This window comes from Streptomyces sp. FIT100 (assembly GCF_024584805.1).
In the GTDB taxonomy this organism is placed as follows: Bacteria; Actinomycetota; Actinomycetes; order Streptomycetales; family Streptomycetaceae; genus Streptomyces.
Genome location: NZ_CP075715.1, coordinates 5,182,866 through 5,208,189 on the forward strand (window position 1 = coordinate 5,182,866; position 25,324 = coordinate 5,208,189).

Consider the following 25,324-nt stretch of genomic DNA (forward strand, 5'->3'; position numbering starts at 1 on the left):
AAGCTCTTGTGGGATTCCTATGGATCCGTCAATCTTTCGGACGGCAGCGGCATGGAAACCTCACGGACGCCCGGGCGACTTCCGGGGTTCGTTGTCATGCCCCTGCCGAAATCCCCCACAGCAGCGCACCACCGATGAGGAGGATCCCTCACATGTTCGTGATGCGTAACTCGCGGCGAAGACTGTCCGCGGCCAGCGCCATAGCCGTCGCCGCACTCGCCTTCGGCGCCGCGTCCGCCCTTCCCGCCACGGCCAGTGCCGCCGAGGCCGCTCCGGAAGGCGTCATCGAGAACGCGGGCGCACCCGGCGCCATCGCCGGCAGCTACATCGTCACCCTCGACGAGTCCGCCGCCGACGCCGGCTCCAAGGCGGGCAAGGCGCTCGCCGCAGAATACGGAGCGAAGATCAAGAAGACGTACAACGCCGCCCTCAACGGCTACGCCGTGGAGCTCTCCGAGGCGCAGGCCAAGAAGTTCGCCGCGGACCCGGCCGTCGAGTCCGTCGTGCAGAACCGTGTCTTCACGATCTCCGGCACCCAGCCGAACCCGCCGTCCTGGGGCCTGGACCGCATCGACCAGAAGGCGCTCCCGCTCAACCAGAGCTACACCTACCCCGATTCCGCGGGTGAGGGCGTCACTGCGTACATCATCGACACCGGTGTGCGGATCACCCACGGTGACTTCGGCGGCCGGGCCTCGTACGGCTACGACGCCATCGACAACGACAACACGGCGCAGGACGGCAACGGCCACGGCACGCACGTCGCCGCCACCGTCGCGGGATCCTCCTACGGTGTCGCCAAGAAGGCCAGGGTCGTCGGCGTCCGCGTGCTCAACAACGCCGGCTCCGGAACCACCGCGCAGGTCGTCGCGGGCATCGACTGGGTGACGCAGAACGCCGTCAAGCCGGCCGTCGCCAACATGAGCCTCGGCGGAGGTATCGACACCGCCCTCGACACCGCCGTGCGCAACTCCATAGCCTCCGGCGTCACCTACGCCATCGCCGCCGGCAACGACAGCTCCAACGCGTCCAACACCTCGCCCGCCCGCGTCACCGAGGCGATCACCGTCGGCTCGACCACGAACACGGACGCGCGCTCCAGCTTCTCCAACTACGGCAGCGTCCTGGACATCTTCGCCCCCGGCTCCTCCATCACCTCCGCCTGGAACACCAGCGACAGCGCCACGAACACCATCTCCGGTACGTCGATGGCGACCCCGCACGTCGCCGGCGCGGCCGCGCTCTACCTCGCCGACAACCGCACCGCCACCCCCGCGCAGGTCTCCACCGCCCTGACCTCGGCCGCCACCACCGGCGTCGTGGGCAACCCGGGCTCCGGCTCCCCGAACCGCCTGCTCTACGTCGGCGGCGGCTCGACCACTCCGCCCGGCCCGCGGTTCGAGAACACCGCGGACTACGCGATCAACGACAACTCCACCGTCGAGTCCCCCGTCACCGTCAGCGGCGTCTCAGGCAACGCCCCGGCGGCCCTTCAGGTGCCGGTCAGCATCGTGCACACCTATATCGGTGACCTCCAGGTCCAGCTCATCGCCCCCGACGGCACCGCCTACACCCTGAAGGGCTACGGCACCGGCGGCAGCTCCGACAACATCAACACCACGTACACGGTCAACGCCTCGTCCGAGGCCGCGAACGGCACGTGGAAGCTGCGGGTCAGTGACAACGCGAACTACGACGTCGGGAGGATCGACTCCTGGGCGCTTCAGTTCTGACCCACTGAACCCAGCGCTGAACGAACGGCGCTGAACGAAGGGGCGGTCGCGGGGAGCGGCCGCCCCTTCCTCGCGTAGTCCGGCGTCGGACAGGCGAGCGGGGCAGGCCGCCCGCCGCCGAGAAGTCGGTGTCGCGCCCATCTCGTCGCAGAACGCCGTCCACCGTGCGGTGAGCCGGTTCACCGCACGGACAGAACTCGCTGTCGGTCGCATGGCACCCCCCGTATGATCCGCTGAACCCACGCACATGTTCGCATGATCTTCACAAGGAGTGCCGTGCCTGTGGACAACTCACGGCAGGGGTGGACGCCGCCGGACGCGTCCGGTCAGGAGCGGCCGCAGCCTTCCCCCGGGCACCCGCAGCCGTACCCCGGGCAGCAGTCCGGCCCGTACCCGCCGTACCCGCCCTACCACCCGTACGGGATGCCCCAGCCGCCGTACGGGATGCCGCCCCGGCCGGCCACCAACGGCTTCGCGATCGGCGCTCTCGTCGCCGGCATCGTGTGCTGTCTGCCACCGCTCGGTCTCGTGCTCGGGCTGATCGCCCTCGTGCAGATCAGGAAGAAGGGCGAGGAGGGGCGGGGGCTCGCGATCGCGGGCGCGGTGCTCTCCGTCATCAGCACGATGCTCGTGACGGTCGCGCTCGCCACGGGCGGGGTCGGGGCCGCCTGGGACGGCTTCCGCGAGGCCGCGGAGCGCAACGCCCAAGAGGGCTCCGCGTTCGATCTGCGGACCGGCCAGTGCTTCAACTCACCCGACGGACTGCCGGAGGAAGAGGAGACCGCGTTCGTCGACGTCGTATCGTGCACGGCGCCGCATGACGCCGAGGTATCGGGCACGTACACGCTCCACGAGTTCGACAGCTGGCCGGGCGAGTCGGCCATCGACTCCCTCGCGACCGAGAAGTGCGACGAGGTCAACAACGCCTACACGCTGGACTGGTGGGCCGTCCCGGACAACGCGGAGACGGGCTACTACATGCCGACCCGGGACAGTTGGCGGTTCGGCGACCGGACCGTCACCTGCACGTTCGGGGCCATCGAGGGCAAGCTGACGGCGTCCGTGCGCAGCGACAGCACCACTCTGGCCCCCGAGCAGCTCGCCTACCTGGAGACGGAGGCGGCGGTCGAGGAAGTGGTCTTCGAGGAGTCCGCGGACGAGTTCGGCGACGATCCGCAAGCCGCCCGCGCGTGGGCACGGCAGGTGTCGAAGGAACTGGCCGCGCAGGCGCGGGCGCTGCGCGAGGAGCCCTGGCCGGACAAGACCGCGGGTGCGGCCGCCGTGCGCCGTGCGATGGAGTTCGACACGGCCGGTGGCCACTGGGCGCGTGCCGCCGGGGCCAGGGACGAGAGCACCTTCTGGGAGCACCGCTACGCCGCCGAGGGGTCGCTTTTGCTGACGACCGAGATCGCCGTCCGGTCCGCTCTCGGTCTCCCCTCCGAGCCGCCCGACTGGCTGGTCGAGGAGGACGAGGCCGCCGACCCGGAGTGGGAGGAGTTGTGAGGTGAGGGTCAGGAGTTGTGAGGTGAGGTGACGTGAGGGCCAGGTGAGGTGGGGTGCGGGAACGAGGCCCCGGCCGGGTCGGCCGGGGCCCCATAGGGCCGTGCGGCTCAGTGCCTCGGCTTCAGGCCCTTGTCGATCGCCGTGATCAGCTCTCCGTCCGGTGTGTCCCCGTCCAGGGACCAGACCATCGCGCCCCCGAGCCCGCGGTCGCGGATGTACGCGGTCTTGGTGCGCAGCACCTGTGGGTCGTCGTACGTCCACAGCGTGGTGCCGTCGAACAGCCAGGCGTGACCGCCCCGCCGGTCGCGGTGGAGCGTGTACGTGCCCGTGTCGGCGAGCTTCTTCAGGGCCTTGTAGTCCTCGTATCCCGCGGCCCAGGTGGCGGGCGCGGGTCCGGTTGCCGGCTGCCCGAGACCGTCGCCTCCGCCGCTGACGCCGGTCCACCCCTGGCCGTAGAACGGCATGCCCATCACCAGCTTGCGGGCCGGTGCGCCGCGGCGCAGCCAGTCGCCCACGGTCTGGTCGACGCTGAAGTCGCCGCGGGCGAAGAGAGCGGACTGCTGCGCCGTCGTCTTCTCGCCGGAGACGTGGAAGTCGTACCCCTGGAGGGTCACGAAGTCCAGGTCCCGCATGATCTTCGGGACCTCGAAACCGGCGTCGATCTTCGCCGGGGCGGTCGGGACGAACGCCGTGAGTTCGTAGTGCTTGTGCTTCTTCAGGGTGCGTTCGTACGCGTCGAGCTGGGTGCGGAACTCCCGTACCAGGGCGGTGAAGTTCTGCTTGTCCTCGGGGCGGAACACGGTGTCGGCGTCGCCCGCCGAACCGGGCCACTCCCAGTCGAGGTCGATGCCGTCGAAGACGCCGGCCGCCGCGCCGGCACCGCCGCGGGCGCCGTCGACGGGGAGATTGCCCTTGAGGTAGAGGTCGATGCAGGAAGAGACGAATGCCTTGCGGGAGGCGGGAGTTCTGGCCGCGTCGGAGAAGTTGGTGGACCAGCTCCATCCGCCGAGGGAGATGAGCACCTTGAGGCCGGGGTGCTTGGCCTTGAGCTCGCGCAGCTGGTTGAAGTTGCCCGCGAGCGGCTGCTCCGCCGTGTCGGCGACGCCGTCGACCGAGCCGGCGGCGTCCAGCGGACGGACGTAGTCCGCCCAGGCGTCGGCCTCGCCGGGGACATTGCCGGTGAAGCACTTGCCGTCCGGACTGACGTTTCCGAAGGCGTAGTTGATGTGGGTGAGCTTGGCGGCGGTGCCGCTGGCGTCCAGATCCTTGACCTGGAAGTTGCGTCCGTAGACGCCCCATTGGGTGAAGTAGCCGACGCGCTTGTACGCGTGGTGCCCGTACGCCTGGTGGTGGCCGCCGCCGTCCGCCGTGGCGGCAGGCGCGAGGGCGGCGGGGAGCGCGGCGAGGAGCGAGAACGAGGCGGCGGCGATGGTCAGCCGGGCAAGGGTTCTTCGGCGCATATGGCTCATTCCTGTGCGTTGTTCGCTGTCCGGAGCTTGCTGCCGTGCGCGGTACGAACCAGAAGCTATTGGTCTGGACCATTGCGGTCAAGGATTCGATGCACGCTCGTCCGAAGGTCGCCCCTATACCTGCGGTAAGACCCTGCGTAAAGAGCGGTCATCACTTCGGGTGAAACCCTGGCCCACGCTTGCGGAGGGCAACCGACGGTTGCCAGTCTGTAGCTGTCTGTCAACCTGTTGGGAGTGGCCAGTGACCTTCGGTGAGCAGCCCGCCTATCTGCGTGTCGCGAGCGACCTCCGCCGGAAAATCGTCAGCGGGTCGCTGCCCCCGCACACCCGCCTCCCCTCGCAGGCCCGCATTCGCGAGGAGTACGGGGTCTCGGACACCGTCGCGCTGGAGGCGCGCAAGGTGCTGATGGCAGAGGGGCTGGTCGAGGGCCGCTCGGGCTCCGGCACCTATGTGCGCGAGCGGCCGGTGCCGCGCCGGATCGCCCGGTCCGGCTACCGGACGGCGACCGGGGCCAGCCCGTTCCGGCAGGAGCAGGCGGCGGAGGGCACGCGCGGCACCTGGGAGTCCAGCAGCGAGCAGGTGGACGCGAGCGCCGTCATCGCCGCGCGGCTCGGGATCTCCGCGGGGGAGCGGGTGATGCGCACGCGGTACGTCTTCCGGGACGCCGGCGAGGCGATGATGCTCTCGACCTCCTGGGAGCCGCTCGCGATCACCGGCCGCACACCCGTGATGCTGCCCGAGGAGGGCCCGCTCGGCGGCTGCGGCGTGGTCGAGCGGATGGGGGCGATCGACGTCGTCGTGGACAACGTGGCCGAAGAGGTCGGCGCGCGGCCGGGGCTGGCGGAGGAGCTCCTGGCGCTGGGCGGCGTCCCGGGTCATGTGGTCATGGTGATCCAGCGGACGTACTACGCGTCGGGGCGCGCGGTGGAGACCGCGGACGTGGTGGTCCCGGCCGATCGCTACCGGATCGCGTACCACCTGCCGGTGCGGTGACCGAGGCGGGCACGGTGACCGGGGCGGCCACGGTGGCCACAGTGACCGAGGCGGCCACAGTGACCAGGGCGGCCACAGTGACCGAGGTGGCCGATGCGCCCCCTGCGTATGCCTCTGCACATCCCCTCCGGCGAGGTCACCGCTGGCCGAACACGCCTGTCCGCCCGGTGTGATGACGAGTTAACGCTGATCCCGGTCGCTTAACGCCCGGGCAATCACGGGCTGCGCCGAGTTGTCATGACCGGCTCCTACTTTGCTCGTTCGTACCCGCAATCCGGTCGGACGACAGGAAACCCTCATGACGGATACGGTCACCCGTGACACCGAGGCGGCGACGCCGTCGCCCAAGCGCAGCTATGCGAAGCTCGCCGCCGACGAGAGCCGCGAGGACTACTCGCTCCGCTACGCCCCGCACTCCTTCAGACGCTGGTCGCCCTCGACGGTCGCGGGCACGGCGCTCGGCGGGATCGCCTATCTGGCCGACTTCGCGATCGGTGCGTCGATCGTCTTCGCCTACGGTTTCACCAGCGGGCTCGCCTCGATCCTCACCGCCGCAGTGATCATCTTCCTGACGGGCATTCCGATCGCCCGGGCCTGTGCGACCTCCGGCCTGGACATGGACCTCGTCACGCGCGGCGCCGGCTTCGGCTACTTCGGCTCGACCCTGACCTCCCTCATCTATGCCTCCTTCACCTTCATCTTCTTCGCCCTCGAAGGCTCGATCATGGCCCAGGCCATGCACCAGGCCGTCGGACTGCCGCTGGAGATCGGCTATCTGGTCACGACGCTGATCGTCATCCCGATCGTGTTCAAGGGCATGGGCGCGCTCGCCAAGGTGCAGGCATGGACCCAGCCGGTCTGGATCGTCGGGATGGTCCTGCCGTTCGTGGTGCTTGCCTTCGAAGCGCCCGACGCATGGGGCGCGTTCGCGTCGTTCGGCGGCACGGAGGGGGCGGGTTCGGGCTTCTCGTGGAACGGCTTCGGGCTCGGCACCGGCGTGGCCCTGTCGCTGATCGCCCAGATCGGCGAGCAGGCCGACTACCTCCGCTTCATGCCGGCCAGGACCGAGCAGAACAGGCGTCGTTGGAACCTCGCCGTGCTGGCGGCGGGGCCCGGCTGGGTGATCATCGGCGCGGTGAAGCAGCTCGGTGGCGCCTTCCTCGCCTTCGTCGCACTGGAGGCGGTGGGCACGACGCATGCGCTGGAGCCGATCGCCCCGCAGCTCGAGGCGCTCAAGCCCTGGCTCGGCTCGGTGGCCCTGCCGGCCGCGGCGCTCTTCGTGATCGTCTCGCAGATCAAGATCAATGTGACCAACGCCTACAGCGGTTCGCTGTCCTGGTCCAACTTCTTCTCCCGCATCACCCACAGGCACCCGGGCCGGGTCTGGTACATCTTCCTCAACCTCGCCATCGCACTGACGCTGATGGAGATGAACATGTTCGCCGCGCTCGGCAAGCTGCTGGGCTTCTACTCGAACGTGGGCATCGCCTGGATCGCCGCCGTCGCCGCCGACCTCGTCATCAACAAGCACATCGGCCTCAGCCCGCCGTACATCGAGTTCAAGCGCGCCTATCTGTACGCCGTCAACCCGGCCGGCTTCGGCGCCATGGTCATCGCCTCGACCGTCTCGATCCTCGCCTTCTTCGGCGCCTTCGGGCAGTACGCCGAAGCCTTCTCCACCTTCATCGCGGCCGGACTGGCGCTGGTCCTTTGCCCGTTGATCGCCTGGGGGACGAAGGGCAGGTACTACCTGGCCCGTCCGAACCCCGTGAACGGCCCGGACGCCGTCGTCGAGGACGTCACCGCCACCCACACCTGCGCGGTCTGCGAGACGGCCTACGAGCTGCCGGACATCGCCGACTGCCCGGTCCGGTCAGGGCCGATCTGCTCGCTGTGCTGCTCTCTCGACGCGGACTGCGGCGACATCTGCCGCAAGGACCCCGGGGCCGCCGGGCCGGTACTGATGCCGGTGCCGACCGTACGCACGGGCTGACGTCCGCCGACGGTCGGCGGCTACGGCCGGCAAGGGGGCGCAGCCAGCCATGCGCGCCCCCCTCCGGTGTCAGGGTTACTGGCCGGAAGCGTATCTCTTTGTGAAAACCCGTATCCGCTGAGTAAATGTCAGGCGTAAGCTCAGGCATATGCAGACTGCGGTTTCCTGGCGATCGTTAGAGATATGCGGGTCGGCGGCGGGAGGGGCGCGATGAGCGACGGCGTTGCGGAGCTGCCCTGGCTGGTGATCCGTCAGGACGACAACGGCAACCGCTATCGCGTCGGCAGGTACGCCACCGAGGACGAGGCCCGGAAGGTCGCCGCCGGGCTCGACGCCCGCGGCCACAAGCAGCTCTACTGGGTGGAACACCTCGGGCAGACCGCCTCCTCCTGAGGCCGGGCCTCCCCGGCGGGTTACGCTCCGGCGCATGACAGATCGCGTGACCGCCAGGGTCGTGGTGGCCGGGGCCGTGTACGACCAGGGGCGCCTGCTCGCCGCACGCCGGAGCGCCCCGCCCGCGCTGGCGGGCGGTTGGGAGCTGCCGGGCGGAAAGCTGGAGCCCGGCGAGACCCCCGAGCAGGCGCTCGTGCGGGAGCTGCGCGAGGAGCTCGGCGTCGAGGCGGAGCCGGTCGAGCGAGTGCCGGGGGAGTGGCCGCTGGGCCCCGGCTATGTGCTCCAGGTGTGGACGGCCCGGCTGGTCTCCGGCGAGCCGCGCCCGCTGGAGGACCACGACGAGCTGCGCTGGCTGGCCGCCGATGAACTGGACTCGGTGGAGTGGCTCCCCCAGGACCGTCCGGCGGTCGAGGCCGCGGCGCGGCGGATCGCTCCGGGGCCGTCCGGCTCCGGCGGGGTCGCCGGACACCGCTGAGCCGCCGCGCCCGCGCCCGCGCCCGCGCCCGCGCCCGCACCCGCACCCGCAGCGGCGCCGGGGCTTCCAGGGTTGGGCGGGGTTTCCCAGGTGCGCCGGGGTCGTGACGCCGGGCTCGTGGCGCCGGGCTCGTGGCGCCGCCAGGGACCGCCGTGCCCCGCGGCAGGGCGTGTGCCGCTGATCGCCTCGCTCGTTCGTGCCACCATGCACCCTCTTGGCGATAGTCCGCACCGAATATCGGGTATGTCCCCGATTGACCCCATGGAAGTGGACATGCGTCTGCGGCAGCGGCTGGTTCTGGGAAGTGATCGGAGTGATCGACACCGACGGTGACGTCGCCGAGTGGACCTTCCCCGCCGAGCCCGACGCCGTGCGCACCGCACGCCATGTCGTCCGTGACGCCCTGCGGGCCTGGGAGCTGGACACCTCGCTCGGTGATCTGACGGTGCTGCTGGTCAGCGAGCTCGTGACCAACTCCCTTCGGTACACATCGGGCCCCATCGGGGTCCGTCTCGTCCGGCTGAATCTCGACGGTGCCTCCCCGCCGCCCGTCCCCGCACTGCTGGTGGAGGTGTCCGATCCGCTGCCGGATCCGCCCCGCGAGCGTCCCGCCGGACCCGACGACGAAGGCGGGCGCGGGATCCAGCTCGTGGCCTGCGCGGCCAGACGATGGGGCACTCGCCGAGGCCGAAGCGGCAAGACCGTGTGGTTCGAGCTGCCTCTGCCTGGTTAGGAGTGTGAAGGGACAACGATCACCGCGCTGATCACCGCGTTCTCGGCTCAAAATGAACGAGACCGCTCTGTGATCGTGAACGCCGTGTCGCCAGGGGCCGTAGTGCTGAATACTGCGGGCATGGCCGGTCCGGTGCGGTGAGCTGGAGGGGACGGTCGCGTGAGCGAGATACCTGAGACGGCGAGCGGCGTGGTCTGGCAGAGCAGTCCGCCCGGTTCGATCTACGACTACATCAAGGTCGCGTCTTTCTCGATCGGCCCCGACGGGCTGGTCGACCAGTGGAGTCGGCGTGCCGTCGAGCAGTTCGGCATAGAGTCCGCCGATGTGCGGGGCAAGGACCCGGTCGAGGTCTTCATGCCCGCCGAGCTGCGCTCCCGGGGTCATCGCAAGGTCGCCGAGATCCTCGACGGCAAGGAGTGGACCGGACTAGTCCCCTTCCGGGTGCCCGGTGAGGGCGGCGCCCACGGGCTGGCCGAGGTCTATGTCATGCCGAGCGAGACGCAGGCCGGTGAGCGGGCCGCGCTCTGCATCGTCGTCGACGTCCGCGCCCTGCGCGGGATCGAGACGGATCTTGCTGCTTCGCAGGCGATTTTCGGCCAATCTCCTTTTGGCTTCCTCCTGTTCGGCCCCGACCTCACCGTCGTACGCGCCAATCAACGCTTCGCCACCGTCTTCGGCGGTGCGGCCGCGGACCACCGTGGCCGCACCGTCCACGACTACCTCTCCCGGCCCGAGGCCGAGCGGATGACGGCGGCGCTCCGGCGGGCCCTGGAGACCGGGGAAGCCGTCACCGACCTCCAGATCGTCGGAACCGTGCCCGGCAGCACCGAGCGCCGCCACTGGTCCGTCAACCTCTACCGGGTGCACAGCGGAACAGGCCGTCCGATCGGGGTCGCCGGGCTCGCCACCGATGTCACCCGCCGTCAGATCGCCGCCCGCGAGGCCGCCAGCGCGCGCCGCAACCTCGCGCTCCTCAACGAGGCCAGCGCCCGGATCGGCAACTCCCTCGACCTGGAGACCACCGCACGCGAACTCCTCGACGTCGCGGTGCCCGGCTTCTGCGACCTCGCCTCCGTCGACCTCTACCAGGGGCTGCTCACCGGCGACGAGGCCCCGCCCGGACGCTGGGGCTCCGCCCACTCCGAGGGGTACGGCGGCGGCAGCGCCGAGCTGCGCCGCGTCGCCTTCGCCAGCGCCGTCTCCGACGCCCTGCCGATCCACGGAACCGACGCCTCCGGCGGAGTGGGCGCAGTGGGCGCCGTCGGCGGGACCGGAGCGGGCACGCAGGCGACCCCCGGCGTCGGCGCCGTCCACCGCTATCCCTTCAGCTCGCCCTGCGCCGTCGCCCTGCGCACCGCTCGCGTGCAGGCCATCCCCAGCGAGGACGGCAGCCTCGTCCAGTCCACCCTCGCCGTGCCGATGGTGGCGCACGACACCGTCGTCGGGCTCGTCCAGTTCTCCCGGACCAAGGGCAGCGAACCCTTCGGGGAACGCGACCGGGCGCTCGCCGTCGAGCTCGCCGCACGCGCCGCGGTCTGCATCGACAACGCCCGCCTCTACCGCCGCGAGCACGAGCGGGCGCTGATCCTCCAGCGCAGCCTCCTGCCACCCGGCGACCCCGAGGCCGCCGGTCTCGACATCGCCTGCCGCTATCTGCCGGGCAACACCGCAACCGAGGTCGGCGGCGACTGGTTCGACGTCATCGAACTCCCCGGCCACCGCACCGCACTCGTCGTCGGGGACGTCATGGGCCGCGGGCTGCGCGCCGCCGTCGCCATGGGCGAACTGCGCACTGCCGTACGGACCTTGGCGCTGCTGGACCTGGAGCCCGCGGAGGTGCTCTCCGCGCTCGACGAGATCGCCCGCGGCCTCGGCATGCCCAGCGGCGCCCAGCAGGCGTCCCGCGTCGCCCACAAGTCCCGCGGACCGGAGCTCTCCGAGGTCTATCTGGCGACCTGTGTCTACGCCGTCTACGACCCGGTCACCAGGCGCTGCACCTTCGCCAACGCCGGCCATCTGCCGCCCGTCCTCGTCGAGCCCGGCGAGGAGGCGCTGCTGCTCGACGTGCCGCCCGGGATGCCGCTCGGCGTCGGCGGCGAACCCTTCGAGGAGGTCCAGGTCGAACTGCCGGAGGGCGCACTGCTCGCCCTCTACACGGACGGCCTCGTCGAATCCCGGGACCATCCGCTCGACGAGGGGCTCGGCGCCTTCCGCAGGGCGCTCACCGAACCGGTCCGTCCGTCGCCGCAGGACCCCCACCACCCCGGCACGACGGCGGTGCGCGCCGACCCCGCCCAGTCGCTGGAAGACGTCTGCGACCACGTCCTCAGCACCCTGGACACCCGGCACGGCGAGGACGACATCGCCCTGCTGATGGCCCGGATCCAGGGAATGCCGACCGAGGCCGTGGGCGACTGGCGGCTGCCGCGGGAACCCCGCTCGGTGGGCCGCGCCCGCGAACTCGCCCGCGCCCAGCTGGTCGCCTGGGAGCTCGAAGCGCTCGTGGACACGGTCGAGCTGCTCGTCAGCGAGCTCGTCACCAACGCGCTGCGCTACGGGGAGGGCGAGATCCGGCTGCGGCTGCTGCGTGACCGCACCCTCGTCTGCGAGGTGTGGGACGCCGGACTCGTGCAGCCCCGGAGGCGGCGCGCCCGGGACACCGACGAGGGCGGGCGCGGTCTGCAGCTCGTCGGGCTGCTGAGCGCCGCGTGGGGCTCGCGCCGCACTCCGCGCGGCAAGACGGTCTGGTTCGAACTCGCCCTGCCGGACGGGGACTCGGCGGCCGAGCCGACCGTGGACCAGCTGCTCAGCATGTTCTGATCCGGGGCCCGGCGGCACGGTCTGCCGGGGCCGCCCTGTCAGGCGGACTTGAGGGCCGCCAGGCGCGCCTCGATCTCCGCGCTGTCGCCGAGGGCGTCCAGTTGCTCGAACTGGGCGTCCAGCGACGAGGCGGCGAGCTCCTCCTTGCCCATCGCCTTCGCCTCCTCGCGGCGCACCTTGTCCTCGAAGCGGTTCAGGTCGCTCGTCGGGTCCAGCACATTGATGTTCTTCACCGCGTCCATCATCTGGTTCTGCGCCTGGGCGGACCTGGCCCTGGCCACCAGCTCGTCCCGCTTCGCCTGCAACTCGCCGAGCTTGGCCTTCATCTGGTCCAGGCCGGACTTGAGCTTGTCCACGACCTGGGTCTGTGCGGCGATCGTCGGCTCCGCCGTCTTCGCCTCCCGCTCCGACTGCAACTGCCGCTGGAGCGCCACCTTCGCGAGATTGTCGAACGTGTCGGCCTCCTCGCCCTTCCCGGCCGTCCGCAGCTCGTCGGCCTTCCGGCTCGCCGCCAGCGCCTTGCCGCCCCACTCCCCGGCAGCCTCGACGTCCTCCTTGTGGTCCTGCTCCATCAGGCGCAGATTGCCGATGGTGCTCGCGACGGCCTGCTCCGCCTCCGCGATGTTGTTCGTGTAATCCCTGATCAGCTGGTCGAGCATCTTCTGGGGATCCTCGGCCTGGTCCAGGAGCGCGTTGATGTTGGCCTTCGCCAGCTGGGCGACTCGGCCGAGAATGGTCTGCTTGGTCATGGCATTTCTCCTTGCCTAGGAAGACAACCGCGTCAGAAACGGCCACCGCCGCCCAGTCGGCCGCGCGTGCCGCCGCCGCCGAAACTGCCAGGACCGCCGCCGAAACCGCCGCCCCCCATACCCCCGCCCCTACCTCCGCCGAAGCCTCCGCCCCCTCTGTGCCCGCCTCCGCCGCCGAACAGGCCGCCGAGGATGATCCCGCCGAGCACGGCGCCGCCGAGCCCGCCTCCACCTCCTTGTGCACCGCCCGGCCCGAAGGGGTTCCCGTACGACCGGACGTCCCGCTCCGCGAGGCTCTGCGCCTCCCGTGCGAGCGCGTCCGCCTGCTGCACCTCGATCAGCGCACCCTGCGCCTCGTCCACCTCCGCGAGCTCCCGCGACCGCTCCAGCCGCCGCTGCGCCTCTGCCAGGCGGGTCCGGGCGTGGGCCCCGACCGCTCCGCGATGGGTCATGACGAAGTCCTCCGCCGCGCCGATCGTCGAGCTCGCGGTGAGGGTGGCCTGGGCCAGCAGCGCCCGGGAGCGCCGTGCCCCCTCCTCGCGCTCCCGTGCGCCCGCCAGGGCCTCGTCCAGGGCCGAGTCCGCCTCCTCGACCCGGCGCAGTGTGTCGATCGGGTCGTACGGCCCGGCCTCGACGGTGCGCCGGACCTCGGCCACCACCGTCTCCGCGCGGGCGATCCGGCCCTGAAGATCTGCTGTGGACACCCCCTGCGCCGTGCCCTTCAGCAGCCCGCGCGCGTCTGCCAGGTCCGTCTCCGTCTCGGTGAGGGCGCCCGGCAGCTTTCCCGCCGCCTCCGCGAGCTCCTGCGCACGCCGGTCGACCGCGTCGATGAGCCGGCCCGCCTGGTCGACCGCGCCCTCCGTGGCGCGGATGTGCACCGCCGCCGCGGCGTTGTCGCCCGTCCCGGTGGACTGCCGTGCCTGCTCCAGTGTGGTGGACGCGAAGAGCAGCCGCTCCTTCGCCTGCGCCACGTCGTTCAGGACGGGTGCGGCGGCCGAGTCCGCGTACCGCTCGCGCATGACCGTGAGCGTCGCCTCCGCCGTGCCGACCCGTCCGTTCAGCTCCTGGTAGGCGGATTCGGCCGCGGCGAGGGCCTGGGGTGCGTTCTCCTCCATCGCGCGCAGCCGGTCGAAGTCCTCCGTCTCCGCGTCCAGCCGCCGATCGGCCTCCGTGCAGCGGGCGACGATCTCGTCCAGCATGCGCCGCCGGGTCGCGTCGTCCTCCGGAAACGCGTCGTCGAGGGCCTGCCGCAGCCGGAAGGCCGTCGTCAGCTCTCCCTGCGCGTGCGCCACGGCCTCCGTGAAGGGCTTCGCGGCCTCCTCGCCGAACTGCGCCGTCGCGAACCCGAGTTCCTCCCTGCTGGTGCGCAGGGCGTCGTCCGTCTGCACGAGCAGGTGCTTGGCCTGTGCGTCCAGCAGGTCCAGATCGGGCAGCTCCTTCGCCTGCCCCGGTGCCGGAGCGGGCTCCTGCGGCCGGCCCCAGCCCTGCCCGCCGCGCGGGGTCGTACCGCTCGTGGCCCGGCGCCTGCGCCGGCTGTAGGCGTACGCCGCCACGGCGCCGGCCCCGCCCAGCACGGCCACCGGCAGGATCAGATCGGTGCCGGAGGCGCTCTCCTCGCCGCCGCCCGGGTCGGCGGCTCCGGGGGTGATGGTGGGCGTCGGGACCGGCCGCCCGGCGAGGACGGCGTCGTAGCCGTTCGCGGCGCCGATGGCGGCGCCCGCCCAGTCGTTCTTCCGCAGCGCCGGCTCGATCGCCGTCTGCGCGACGTCCTCGAGCTGCGTCTGCGTGAGCCGGCCGGACGGATCGGCCGTGTACGCGTACTGCCGGTCGCGGGTGGCGACCGCGAGCAGTACGTCGTTGCTGCCGAGGCCGTTCTTGGCCGCGGTCGCGTCGGCCCAGCTCTGTGCCGAGCGGCCGGAGAAGTCGCGCACGTACACGACGAACAGCTGGATGCGCTGGTCGTCGTAGAGCCGGTCGAGGGCCTGGGTGACCTGGCCCTTCTGGTCGCCGAGCGCGTCGACGCGGTCGGTGATCTGGCCCTCGCGGGAGAGCTGGACCGGATCCTCGGCCTGTGCGCCCTGGGCAGCGGGCACGATGAGCCACCATGCCGCCACCAGCACGGCGAGCAGGACCCGGGTGGCGATTCGTGTCACGTTTGGGAGGCTATGTCCGCCACCCGGCCTTCGCGACCGGACGACTCCCCGGCCCGGCCACCCTGACCGTCGAATCCCCGGAATTCAGAATTCCCCGGGTTCCCCTCCTGGGTATCGCCTAGGAGGCGGCTGTGTCCTAGCCTTCGGGGACCGGAGTCCCACGTCGCCCGAGAGGGCGCCGGGCTCCGCCCCGTCGACCTTCCCCCGTTCGCCCCCTCCCAGGGAATTACGGAGCTATGCGACCACTGCTGACCAGCACTGCGGCCCGAAAAGCGCTGCGCCCGATCGCCGACCTCATCGACCAGCGCATCGCGAGAGGCGTCCGGGCCGCCAACAGCGAACTGCTCGGCGAGCTCGCGGCACTGCGGAGACGACAGCGGTCCATGGAACTGCTGCTCGACAGCACCGGGCGCGGGAACCCCCGGATGCCCATCCCGGCGCACCTGGAGAAACTGATCTCCGAGATCGTGCGCACGACGGGAGACGACGCCGCCAACGCGGAGCGCAACGTGGCGCAGGCGTACCGCACGCTCGTCGCCATGGAGGCCCTCGGCGTCGGCCGCGTGGCGGGCGGCACCATGAACATCTGCGGCAAGCTGGCCACCGTCCCGCTGCTCGACCCGCCGAACGACGAGATCCTGGAGATCGGCACCCTCTACGGGATGTTCTCCGCAGCACTGCTGCGCATGATGGAGCGCGCCGGGCGCGACCCGCACCTCACCATCGTGGACCCGCTCGGCGGCTCCCAGCTCCAGCCCGGCGCCTTCATGCCCCCCGACCCCACCGGTACGCCGGTCGGTGAGCCCGCCGTGCGCAGCAACCTCGCCCTGGCCGGAGCCGCCGGCGCCGCCGCCCGCGTCCAGCAGGGCTTCTCCGAGGACCCCGCCGTCCGCGCGGCCGTCTCCGACCGCAGCTACGGGGTCGTCATCGTGGACGGCGACCACTCCGAGGCGGGCGTCACCGCCGACCTCGACTGGGTGGAGCAGATCATCGCCCCGGGCGGCATCGTCGTCCTGGACGACTACGGCGACACCAAGTGGCCGGGCGTCCGGGACGCGGTGGAGAAGCACCTCGCGGGCGACAGCCGGCTGACGTTCCTCGGCCGGACGGCGACGTCCGGCTACCTCCGCGCCGAGAAGTAGCGGGCCGCAGCGGCCGGGACGTACGAGAAGCGGTGGAAGGGACCGGCAGGACCCTTCCACCGCGGTCCCGAGGACCGGGCTGCGCCCGGCCAGGCAAGTGTGCCGGGCCGGGCGCAGCCGTCTGCCGCAGCCGTCTGCCGCGGTCGTCTGTCGCGGTCGTGCCGTCAGGAATCCGTCGGAGTGCGCCGCCGGATCTTGCTGCCCAGCCACACCAGCGGGTCGTACTTGCGGTCCACCGCCCGCTCCTTCAGCGGGATCAGGGCGTTGTCCGTGATCTTGATCTGCTCGGGGCAGACCTCGGTGCAGCACTTGGTGATGTTGCAGTAGCCCAGACCGTGCTCGTCCTGGGCCGTGCGCTTGCGGTCGAGGCCGGTCTCGGCGGCCGCGTCCAGGGGATGCATGTCCAGCTCGGCGACGCGCATCAGGAAGCGGGGGCCGGCGAAGGCCGTCTTGTTCTCCTCGTGGTCACGCACCACATGGCAGGTGTCCTGGCACAGGAAGCACTCGATGCACTTGCGGAACTCCTGCGAGCGGTCCACATCGACCTGCTGCATGCGGTACTCGCCCGCGGCGAGCCCCGGCGGCGGGACGAACGACGGCACCTCACGCGCCTTCGCGTAGTTGAAGGACACGTCGGTGACGAGGTCGCGCATCACCGGGAAGGCCCGCAGCGGCGTGACCGTGATCGTCTCCTCGCGGGAGAAGACCGACATCCGGGTCATGCACATCAGCCGCGGACGGCCGTTGATCTCGGCGCTGCACGAGCCGCACTTGCCCGCCTTGCAGTTCCAGCGCACCGCGAGATCGGGGGCCTGGGTGGCCTGGAGCCGGTGGATGATGTCGAGGACGACCTCCCCGTCGTGGACCTCGACCGTGAAGTCCCGGAGATCGCCCCCGTCCTGGTCACCCCGCCAGACCCTGAACCGAGCGTCGTACGTGCTCATTCGTACAGCTCCTCTTCGGCGAGGTACTTGACCAGCTCCTCCTTTTCGAAAAGAGCGAGCAGGTCGGGGCGGATGGGGTCGGTGGTCTTGCGTACGAGATCGATCTGGCCGCGGGCCGGGTCGGCGGTCGCCAGGCCGCCCGTGGGGTCCGCGAGCCGGCACAGCAGATTGATCCGGCGCCAGTCGCGCTCCATGCCGGGGCAGTCCTCGCGGGTGTGACCGCCGCGGCTCTCGGTGCGCTCCAGGGCGGAGCGGGCGATGCACTCGCTGACCAGCAGCATGTTCCGCAGGTCCAGCGAGAGGTGCCAGCCGGGGTTGAACTGCCGGTGGCCCTCGACCCCGGCCCGCCGGGCGCGGACGCGGAGATCGGCCAGCTTCCGCAGCGCCTGCATCATCTCGCTCTCCCGCCGGATGATGCCCACCAGGTCGTTCATGGCCTGCTGGAGCTCCTGGTGGAGGGTGTACGGATTCTCCGGCGCCGCGCCCGGCTCCGGACCCTCCGCGCTGAACGGACGCAGTGCCTCCGCCGCCGCGGTGTCGATCTGGGCCTCGTCCACGAGCGGCCGCGCCGCACCCGCGGTCCCGGCCGCGTACTCGGCGGCGTGCCAGCCGGCCCGCCGGCCGAAGACCAGCAGATCGGAGAGGGAGTTGCCGCCAAGGCGGTTGGAGCCGTGCATTCCGCCGGCGACCTCGCCGGCCGCGTAGAGCCCCGGGACGCCGACCGCGGCGGCGCTGTCCGAGTCGACGGCGATGCCGCCCATCACGTAGTGACAGGTCGGCCCGACCTCCATGGCCTCGGCCGTGATGTCCACGTCCGCCAGCTCCTTGAACTGGTGGTACATGGACGGCAGCCGGCGCCGGATGACCTCGGCCGGCATCCGCGTCGAGACGTCGAGGAAGACGCCGCCGTGCGGGGAGCCGCGGCCCGCCTTCACCTCGGCGTTGATCGCGCGGGCGACCTCGTCGCGGGGGAGCAGCTCGGGCGGGCGCCGGTTGTTGTCCGGGTCCTCGTACCAGCGGTCGCCCTCGTCCTCCGACTCCGCGTACTTCTCCTTGAAGACGTCCGGGACGTAGTCGAACATGAACCGCTTGCCGTCGCTGTTGCGCAGCACCCCTCCGTCGCCACGCACCGACTCGGTGACGAGGATCCCCTTCACCGACGGCGGCCAGACCATCCCGGTCGGATGGAACTGCACGAACTCCATGTTGAGCAGGGGCGCGCCGGCGAGGAGCGCCAGCGCGTGGCCGTCGCCCGTGTACTCCCACGAGTTCGAGGTCACCTTGAAGGACTTGCCGATGCCGCCGGTGGCCAGGACGACCGCGGGGGCCTCGAGGACGAAGAAGCGGCCGGACTCGCGCTCGTAGCAGAAGGCGCCGCTGACCTTGTTGCCCTCCTTCAGCACGCGCGTGACCGTGCACTCCTGGAAGACCTTCAGCCGGGCCTCGTAGTCCCCGAACTCGCGCTTGTCCTCCTGCTGCAGTGCCACGATCTTCTGCTGGAGGGTACGGATCAGCTCAAGGCCGGTCCGGTCGCCGACGTGCGCGAGCCGCGGGTACTCGTGGCCGCCGAAGTTGCGCTGCGAGATCCTCCCGTCCTTGGTGCGGTCGAAGAGTGCGCCCCAGGTCTCCAGCTCCCAGACCCGCTCGGGGGCCTCCTGGGCGTGCAGCTCCGCCATCCGCCACTGGTTGAGGAACTTCCCGCCGCGCATGGTGTCGCGGAAGTGCACCTGCCAGTTGTCGTGCGGGTTCGCATTGGCCATGGAGGCAGCGATTCCGCCCTCCGCCATCACCGTATGGGCCTTGCCGAAGAGCGACTTGCAGATCACGGCGGTACGGGCGCCCCGCTCGCGCGCCTCGATGGCGGCGCGCAGGCCGGCTCCGCCCGCGCCCACCACGACGACGTCCCACTGCTGGCGTTCCAGCTCGGTCATCAGAAGGCACCTTCCCTAGAAGAAGCGCGGATCGTCGAAGGCGCCGCTGGCCAGCAGATACACATAGAAGTCGGCGAGCGCCACGCTGATCAGGGACGCCCAGGCGAGGAGCATGTGACGCTCGTTCAGCTTGCTGACCCAGCCCCAGAGCCGGTAGCGCACCGGGTGCTTGGAGAAGTGCTTCAGCCGGCCGCCCATGATGTGCCGGCAGGAGTGGCAGGAGAGCGTGTACGCCCAGATCAGCACGATGTTGACGAGGAAGACCAGGGTGCCGAGGCCCATGTGGCCCCAGGCGTAGTGCTCGTCGCGGAAGGCGAGCACGGTGTCGTAGGTGAGGATGCCCGCGACCGGCAGCGCCGCATAGAAGAAGTAGCGGTGGATGTTCTGCAGGATCAGCGGGAAGCGGGTCTCGCCCGTGTACGTCGTGTGCGGCTCGGCGACCGCGCAGGCCGGCGGCGAGGCCCAGAAGCCCCGGTAGTAGGCCTTGCGGTAGTAGTAGCAGGTCAGCCGGAAGCCGAGCGGGAAGATCAGGATCAGCAGCGCGGGGGAGAGCCCCCACCAACTGCCGAAGATCTCCCAGTTGGGCCCGCCCTTCATCGGCTCGCAGTTCTCCGCGAGACAGGGCGAGTAGAACGGCGAGACGTACGGCGCGGCGTAGTAGTCGCTGTTCGCGAAGGCCCGCCAGGTCGAGTAGACGATGAAGGCGAGCAGACCGGCGGCGGTGGCGGCGGGCGCCAGCCACCAGCGGTCGGTCCTGAGGTGGCGGGGGGTGATGGCGGCGCGGGTGGCGCCGTGTACGCCTGTGTCGGTGGGTGAGGTGTGGGATTCGGTGCCTGTGGCCAACGAGGTCTCCGAGGTCTCCTAGGGCGCGTGCCGGTCGCGCACACCCAGGCCCTCGTCGTCCGAATCCGTCCACAGCGAACTGTCGTACGGGGTGTCGGGAATGGTGACCAGACCTTCGGGACTGCGGGCCGACTGGGCACGGGGGGTGTCCTCGCGCGATTGCGTGAGGCTCCGCTCCAGCCGCTCGACCGTTCGGGCCAGGTCGTCGAGACGGCGCTTGACGTCCGTCAGTTCGTCCTGCAGGGACATGTATTGCCCTCACTTCCGCGGTCGCGGGTGGCATGCGGGGTCTGGGGGTCTCTCCCCCAGAGGGCTCTTTGTGCGCCTGCGAGTGTCGCGCGTCACATCCCTTGTTGTGAAGGCGTGTGCACCGATTCCCGCGCGCGTCACCCGTTAGGGGGCATCCCCGGTCGGCCGCATGGGTGGGTTCGTGCGGTCGCTCCGCCGTGTCGGCCGCTCGTCCTGCTCGCCGTGCCCTTCAGTGTAGGCGCAATAGGTGTGATCATCCCTAAATCCGCGAACCAGGACATTTCCGTATTTCCGCACCAGGACGAAGAGGTACAGCCCATGCCCCACGCCGTCGCCTCACGCCGGAGGACCCTGCGCTCCGCCGCCCTCCTCACCAGCGGTGTGCTCGCGCTGCCCGTGCTGGCCGGCTGCAGCACGGCGGAGCGCGAGGAGGCCGACGCCAAGCCGGTCCCGGCGGACATCGGCCCGGCCGGCCGCGACCTGGTCGAGGACGGCGGCACCGTGCGGTGGGCCGTCGACGCCATGCCCGCCACGCTCAACGCCTTCCAGGCCGACGCCGACGCCGCCACCTCCCGTATCACCGGAGCCGCGCTGCCGTCCCTCTTCACGCTCGACGACCGCGGCCGTCCGCACCGCAACCCCGACTTCCTGGAGTCGGCCGAGACCGTCACGCGCGAGCCCAAGCACGTCGTCGTCTACAAGCTCAACCAGCAGGCGGTCTGGAGCGACGGCCGGGAGATCGGGGCGCCCGACTTCGTCGCCCAGTGGAAGGCGCTCAGCGGCAAGGACACGGCGTACTGGACCGCGCGCAACGCCGGGTACGACCGGATCGAGAAGATCGAGCGCGGCGCGAGCGACCTGGAGGTGCGGGTCACCTTCGCGAAGCCGTACGCCGACTGGCAGTCGCTGTTCAGCCCGCTCTACCCGAAGGAGGTGATGGGCAGCGCGGACACCTTCAACGACGGCGCCAGGTCCGAGCTGCCGCTCACCTCCGGGCCCTTCAAGCTCCAGGACCTCGACCGCAAGGCCGGCACCGCGACCCTCGTGCGCAACCCCCGCTGGTGGGGGGAGCGCGCCAAGCTCGAATCGATCGTGCTGCGCGCCGTGCCGCTCGACGAACGAGCCGCCGCCCTCGCCACGGGCACCGTCGACATGGCCGAGATCGACAAGAGCGTCGCGGACCGCATCGCCCTGGCGGTGAAGAACGGCAAGGACACGGCGGCAGGGGGGCCCGGCGCCGGTGCAGGTGCCGGTGCCGGCGGTGAGGCGGTCTTGCCGTCCGCGTCGTCAGGGTCGTCAGGGTCGTCCGCGCTCAGGTCGCGGGCGAAGGAGTTCGGCTCCGACGAGGACCAGGCCGAGGCCGCCCTGCTCGCCCGGGGGCAGAACCGGGCCGCGCTCGCCGGGTACGCCACCGAGCAGAAGGCCCTGCGCGCCTTCGTCGTCCGCAAGACGCTGGAGCCCGCCTACACCCAGCTGGCGCTGAACGGTGAGTCCGGGCCGCTCGCCGACGAGCGGGTACGGCGCGCCGTGGCCCGCGCGCTCAACCGCAAGGAGCTCGCGGAGACCGTACTGAAGCCGCTGGGGCTTCCCGCGCAACCGGTCGGCAGCCATCTCGCGCTCGCCGGGCAGGCCGTGTACGCCGACAACAGCGGTGCGCTCGGCGATCAGGACACCGAGGAGGCCCAGGCGTTGCTCGCGGACGCGGGCTGGACGCCGGAGGGCGCGGGCAAGGCGGCGACGGACGGGACCAAGGCGGGAGCGGAGAGGGACACGGACGCGGACGAGTCCGGAAGCGGGAGTCCGGCGGCGGCGACCCCGGGCAGCCCCGGGGAGTCCGCGGCGAGCGGCTCACCGCGGATCCCGCAGCCGCAGGGTCCGGCAGTCAAGAGCCCTGCTGCCGAGAGCCCGGCCGTGAAGAGCCCCGCCGTGAAGAGCCCGGCGGCCAAGAGCCCGGGCGCCCCGAGTCCGGCGGCCCCGAGCACCGCCGTGAAGAGCCCGCAGGTGCAGAGCCCCGCCGCCGCGGGCCCCGAGGGCCGGAGCCCGGTCGCTCTCGGCGGTGCGGAGGCCGACACCGCCTCCGACGAGGGCCTCTACGTCGTCAGCGACGGCAAGCCCGGCGACGCCGGTCCCGGTCGTGAGGCCGGCTGGAACGTCCTCGCCCCCGCCCGGGCCGCCGCCCTCCAGAGCGCGGCGCTGCGCCGCCAGGCCGACATCCTCGACGCCTCGTACACCGCCCCGCGCGACGACAAGCCCGACGCGGACGAGAAGGGAGGCGTCCCCGGCGCCTACGCCCCGGTCGGCACCCGCGCCCCCGCCCCCGCCGCGGCGGAGTCGAAGCGCGCGGCCCGCGGCCCGCTCGGCAAGGACGGGCAGCCGCTCTCGCTCCGCTTCGTCCTCCCCTCAGGGCCCGGCTCCGAAGCCCTGCGCACGGTGGGCAACCGGATCGCGCGCATGCTGGACCGGGTCGGCATCCGCACGGAGATCACCAAGGTCGCCGACGAGAGCTTCTTCAAGGACCACATCGCCTCCGGCGACTACGACCTCGCCCTCTACTCCTGGCCGGCCACCGCCTTCCCGGCGACCGACGCCCGGCCGATCTTCGCCAAGCCCGTGCCCGCGAGCGACGGCTCGCTGCTGGTGGAGCAGAACTACACCCGGGTGGGCACGGACCACATCGACCAGCTCTTCGCCGAGGCGATCGGCGAGCTGGACGAGAAGCAGGCCCGGGAGCTGATGAAGCAGGCCGACGCCCGGATCTGGGCGGCCGCCGGTTCCATTCCCCTCTATCAGCGCCCGCAGCTGGTCGCGGTGAAGGGCGAGCTCGTGAACGCGGGCGCGTTCGGCTTCGCCACACCCCGTTACCAGGACATCGGCTTCAAGCGGTAGAAAACCCCGGCAAGCGCGATAAACCCGAAGATCGCCGAGCAATCGGGGGCCGAAGGGGGTGGGGCCGACCCCGGGCACCCGGGGTCGGCCCCACCCGGCCCGCCCCGAGGGCCGGGCGAAGCTCAGAACCAGCTCAAGTCACTTGCCCGCCGGAGCCCCCGGCGGGCAAGGTCGTTTCTGCCCTTGACCCGGGCGCACGACATCCCCATACCCCTGTGCTCCACCCCCGGCCACCCTCGGATCGGGCCGGGAAGCCTCTTGCGCGGCAGCCCCGTACCATAGGACACAGCCGTGGCGCGTCCGCCCGGCGGGCGTACGAGCAACGAGACGCCGCATCCCACGATCCGAGAGAAGCGCAAGCCACCCATGCCCACGCGCCAGGACATCCGCAACGTCGCCATCGTCGCCCACGTAGACCACGGCAAGACGACCATCGTCGACGCCATGCTGAAGCAGGCCGGTGCCTTCGCCGCGCACCAGCTCGACTCCGTCGACGACCGCGTCATGGACTCGAACGACCTGGAGCGTGAGAAGGGCATCACGATCCTCGCCAAGAACACGGCGGTGAAGTACCACCCCAAGGACGGCGGGGCCCCGATCACGATCAACATCATCGACACCCCCGGCCACGCCGACTTCGGTGGCGAGGTCGAGCGCGGTCTGTCGATGGTCGACGGTGTCGTGCTGCTGGTGGACGCCTCCGAGGGCCCGCTGCCGCAGACCCGCTTCGTGCTGCGCAAGGCCCTTCAGCGCCGGATGCCCGTCATCCTCTGCATCAACAAGACGGACCGCCCGGACTCCCGGATCGACGAGGTCGTCAACGAGACCTACGACCTCTTCCTCGACCTGGACGCCGACGAGGACCAGATCGAGTTCCCGATCGTCTACGCCTGCGGCCGCGACGGCGTCGCCTCGCTGACCAAGCCGGAGGACGGCACGGTCCCCGCCGACTCCACCAATCTGGAGCCGTTCTTCTCCACGATCCTGGAGCACATCCCGGCCCCGACGTACGACGACGCCGCCCCGCTGCAGGCGCACGTCACCAACCTCGACGCCGACAACTTCCTCGGCCGTATCGCGCTGCTCCGCGTCGAGGAGGGCGAGCTGCGCAAGGGCCAGACCGTCGCCTGGATCAAGCGGGACGGCACGATCTCCAACGTCCGCATCACCGAGCTGATGATGACCGAGGCGCTCACCCGCAAGCCCGCCGAGGTGGCGGGCCCCGGTGACATCTGTGCCGTCGCCGGTATCCCCGACATCATGATCGGTGAGACGCTGGCCGACCCGGAGAACCCGGTCGCGCTGCCGCTCATCACGGTCGACGAGCCGGCGATCTCCATGACCATCGGCACCAACACCTCGCCGCTGGTCGGCCGTGGCGGCAGCGGTAAGGGCGCCGACAACAAGGCCGCGGTCAAGGACCGCAAGGTCACCGCCCGCCAGGTCAAGGACCGCCTCGACCGCGAGCTGATCGGCAACGTCTCGCTCCGCGTCCTGGACACCGAGCGCCCCGACGCCTGGGAGGTGCAGGGCCGAGGCGAGCTGGCGCTCGCGATCCTGGTCGAGCAGATGCGCCGGGAGGGCTTCGAGCTGACCATCGGCAAGCCGCAGGTCGTCACGCAGGAGATCGACGGCAAGGTGCACGAGCCGGTCGAGCGCATGACGATCGACGTTCCCGAGGAGCACATGGGCGCCGTCACCCAGCTCATGGGTGTCCGCAAGGGCCGGATGGACAACATGTCGAACCACGGCTCCGGCTGGGTCCGCATGGAGTTCGTGGTCCCGTCCCGCGGCCTCATCGGCTTCCGTACGGAGTTCCTCACCAACACCCGTGGTACGGGTATCGCGCACTCGATCCACGAGGGCCACGAGCCGTGGTTCGGCACCCTGGCGACCCGCAACAACGGCTCGCTGGTCGCCGACCGCGCCGGTGCGGTCACCGCCTTTGCGATGACCAACCTGCAGGAGCGCGGCGTTCTGTTCACCGACCCCGGCACCGAGGTGTACGAGGGCATGATCGTCGGCGAGAACTCGCGCTCCGACGACATGGACGTGAACATCACCAAGGAGAAGAAGCTCACCAACATGCGCTCGGCCTCGGCCGATTCCTTCGAGGCGATCGTCCCGCCGCGCAAGCTCTCCCTGGAGCAGTCCCTGGAGTTCTGCCGCGACGACGAGTGCGTCGAGGTGACCCCGGAGGCGGTCCGCATCCGCAAGGTGAACCTGGACGCCCGTGAGCGCGCCCGCGCCGCGTCGCGCGCCAAGCACGGCTGACGAAGGTCAATTTCAGGTCAACTCGAGCGCCTGAGGCCCG

18 protein-coding genes are annotated in these 25,324 nt (G+C 70.9%); 11 read left to right on the top strand and 7 right to left on the bottom strand.

Annotated elements, in window-relative coordinates; genetic code table 11:
* Positions 1-152: 152 nt before the first annotated feature.
* Both KK483_RS23460 and KK483_RS23465 read left to right on the top strand, forming a co-directional pair.
* Complete coding sequence (locus tag KK483_RS23460) at positions 153-1,733, top strand: S8 family peptidase (protein WP_313879475.1); 1,581 nt, start codon at positions 153-155, stop codon at positions 1,731-1,733.
* A 276-nt stretch (positions 1,734-2,009) separates the two neighbouring features.
* Positions 2,010-3,236 (top strand): DUF4190 domain-containing protein, encoded by a 1,227-nt coding sequence (locus KK483_RS23465; RefSeq protein WP_262007200.1) that lies wholly within the window; start codon positions 2,010-2,012, stop codon positions 3,234-3,236.
* Between the two features lie 107 nt (positions 3,237-3,343).
* Here the strand turns inward: KK483_RS23465 and KK483_RS23470 are convergent, their stop codons facing one another.
* Positions 3,344-4,696 (bottom strand): glycoside hydrolase family 18 protein, encoded by a 1,353-nt coding sequence (locus KK483_RS23470; RefSeq protein WP_262007201.1) that lies wholly within the window; start codon positions 4,694-4,696, stop codon positions 3,344-3,346.
* A 250-nt stretch (positions 4,697-4,946) separates the two neighbouring features.
* Between KK483_RS23470 and KK483_RS23475 the strand changes: the two genes are divergently transcribed.
* The 6 genes from KK483_RS23475 (at position 4,947) to KK483_RS23500 (ending at position 12,113) form a co-directional block, all read left to right on the top strand.
* Positions 4,947-5,699, top strand: a complete 753-nt coding sequence (locus tag KK483_RS23475; RefSeq protein WP_262007202.1) for a GntR family transcriptional regulator — start codon at positions 4,947-4,949, stop codon at positions 5,697-5,699.
* Positions 5,700-5,997: 298 nt separating this feature from the next.
* A complete protein-coding gene (locus KK483_RS23480) occupies positions 5,998-7,692 on the top strand; it encodes a cytosine permease (RefSeq protein WP_262007203.1) in 1,695 nt (564 codons plus the stop codon).
* A 210-nt stretch (positions 7,693-7,902) separates the two neighbouring features.
* Entirely contained in the window at positions 7,903-8,085 is a 183-nt protein-coding gene (locus KK483_RS23485) for an SPOR domain-containing protein (RefSeq protein WP_262007204.1), read from the top strand.
* Positions 8,086-8,119: 34 nt separating this feature from the next.
* Positions 8,120-8,560: a (deoxy)nucleoside triphosphate pyrophosphohydrolase gene (locus tag KK483_RS23490; protein WP_262007205.1), complete on the top strand. Its 441-nt coding sequence runs from the start codon at positions 8,120-8,122 to the stop codon at positions 8,558-8,560.
* 304 nt (positions 8,561-8,864) lie between these two features.
* The gene (locus tag KK483_RS23495; protein ID WP_262007206.1) at positions 8,865-9,293 is read left to right on the top strand and encodes an ATP-binding protein; all 429 of its coding nucleotides are present in this window, start codon (positions 8,865-8,867) and stop codon (positions 9,291-9,293) included.
* Positions 9,294-9,452: 159 nt separating this feature from the next.
* Entirely contained in the window at positions 9,453-12,113 is a 2,661-nt protein-coding gene (locus tag KK483_RS23500; RefSeq protein ID WP_262007207.1) for a SpoIIE family protein phosphatase, read from the top strand.
* A gap of 38 nt (positions 12,114-12,151) precedes the next feature.
* Here KK483_RS23500 and KK483_RS23505 read toward each other — a convergent pair whose 3' ends face one another.
* The gene (locus KK483_RS23505; protein ID WP_262007208.1) at positions 12,152-12,862 is read right to left on the bottom strand and encodes a PspA/IM30 family protein; all 711 of its coding nucleotides are present in this window, start codon (positions 12,860-12,862) and stop codon (positions 12,152-12,154) included.
* 32 nt (positions 12,863-12,894) lie between these two features.
* Positions 12,895-15,015: a TPM domain-containing protein gene (locus KK483_RS23510; protein WP_262007209.1), complete on the bottom strand. Its 2,121-nt coding sequence runs from the start codon at positions 15,013-15,015 to the stop codon at positions 12,895-12,897.
* 236 nt (positions 15,016-15,251) lie between these two features.
* Between KK483_RS23510 and KK483_RS23515 the strand changes: the two genes are divergently transcribed.
* On the top strand, positions 15,252-16,157 hold the full coding sequence (locus tag KK483_RS23515; RefSeq protein ID WP_262007210.1) for a class I SAM-dependent methyltransferase: 906 nt from the start codon (positions 15,252-15,254) through the stop codon (positions 16,155-16,157).
* Positions 16,158-16,321: 164 nt separating this feature from the next.
* On the opposite strand, the gene KK483_RS23520 is transcribed toward KK483_RS23515, so the two are convergent.
* The 4 genes from KK483_RS23520 to KK483_RS23535 are packed head-to-tail and all read right to left on the bottom strand — an operon-like array spanning position 16,322 to position 20,124.
* Positions 16,322-17,101: a succinate dehydrogenase/fumarate reductase iron-sulfur subunit gene (locus KK483_RS23520; RefSeq protein WP_262007211.1), complete on the bottom strand. Its 780-nt coding sequence runs from the start codon at positions 17,099-17,101 to the stop codon at positions 16,322-16,324.
* Positions 17,098-19,032 carry a fumarate reductase/succinate dehydrogenase flavoprotein subunit gene (locus KK483_RS23525; RefSeq protein ID WP_262007212.1) on the bottom strand — a complete coding sequence of 645 codons (1,935 nt, stop codon included), beginning with the start codon at positions 19,030-19,032 and terminating at the stop codon, positions 17,098-17,100. The genes KK483_RS23520 and KK483_RS23525 overlap by 4 nt, the downstream gene beginning before the upstream one ends.
* 15 nt (positions 19,033-19,047) lie before the next feature.
* On the bottom strand, positions 19,048-19,875 hold the full coding sequence (locus KK483_RS23530) for a hypothetical protein (protein WP_262007213.1): 828 nt from the start codon (positions 19,873-19,875) through the stop codon (positions 19,048-19,050).
* An 18-nt stretch (positions 19,876-19,893) separates the two neighbouring features.
* The gene (locus KK483_RS23535; protein ID WP_262007214.1) at positions 19,894-20,124 is read right to left on the bottom strand and encodes a hypothetical protein; all 231 of its coding nucleotides are present in this window, start codon (positions 20,122-20,124) and stop codon (positions 19,894-19,896) included.
* A 318-nt stretch (positions 20,125-20,442) separates the two neighbouring features.
* Here KK483_RS23535 and KK483_RS23540 point away from each other — a divergent pair, with 318 nt between their 5' ends.
* Together KK483_RS23540 and typA are read left to right on the top strand one after the other, a co-directional pair.
* Positions 20,443-23,010, top strand: coding sequence for an ABC transporter substrate-binding protein (locus KK483_RS23540; protein WP_262007215.1), 2,568 nt, complete (start codon positions 20,443-20,445; stop codon positions 23,008-23,010).
* Positions 23,011-23,376: 366 nt separating this feature from the next.
* Positions 23,377-25,284, top strand: a complete 1,908-nt coding sequence (gene typA / locus KK483_RS23545; RefSeq protein ID WP_262007216.1) for a translational GTPase TypA — start codon at positions 23,377-23,379, stop codon at positions 25,282-25,284.
* The last annotated feature ends 40 nt before the right edge of the window (positions 25,285-25,324 follow it).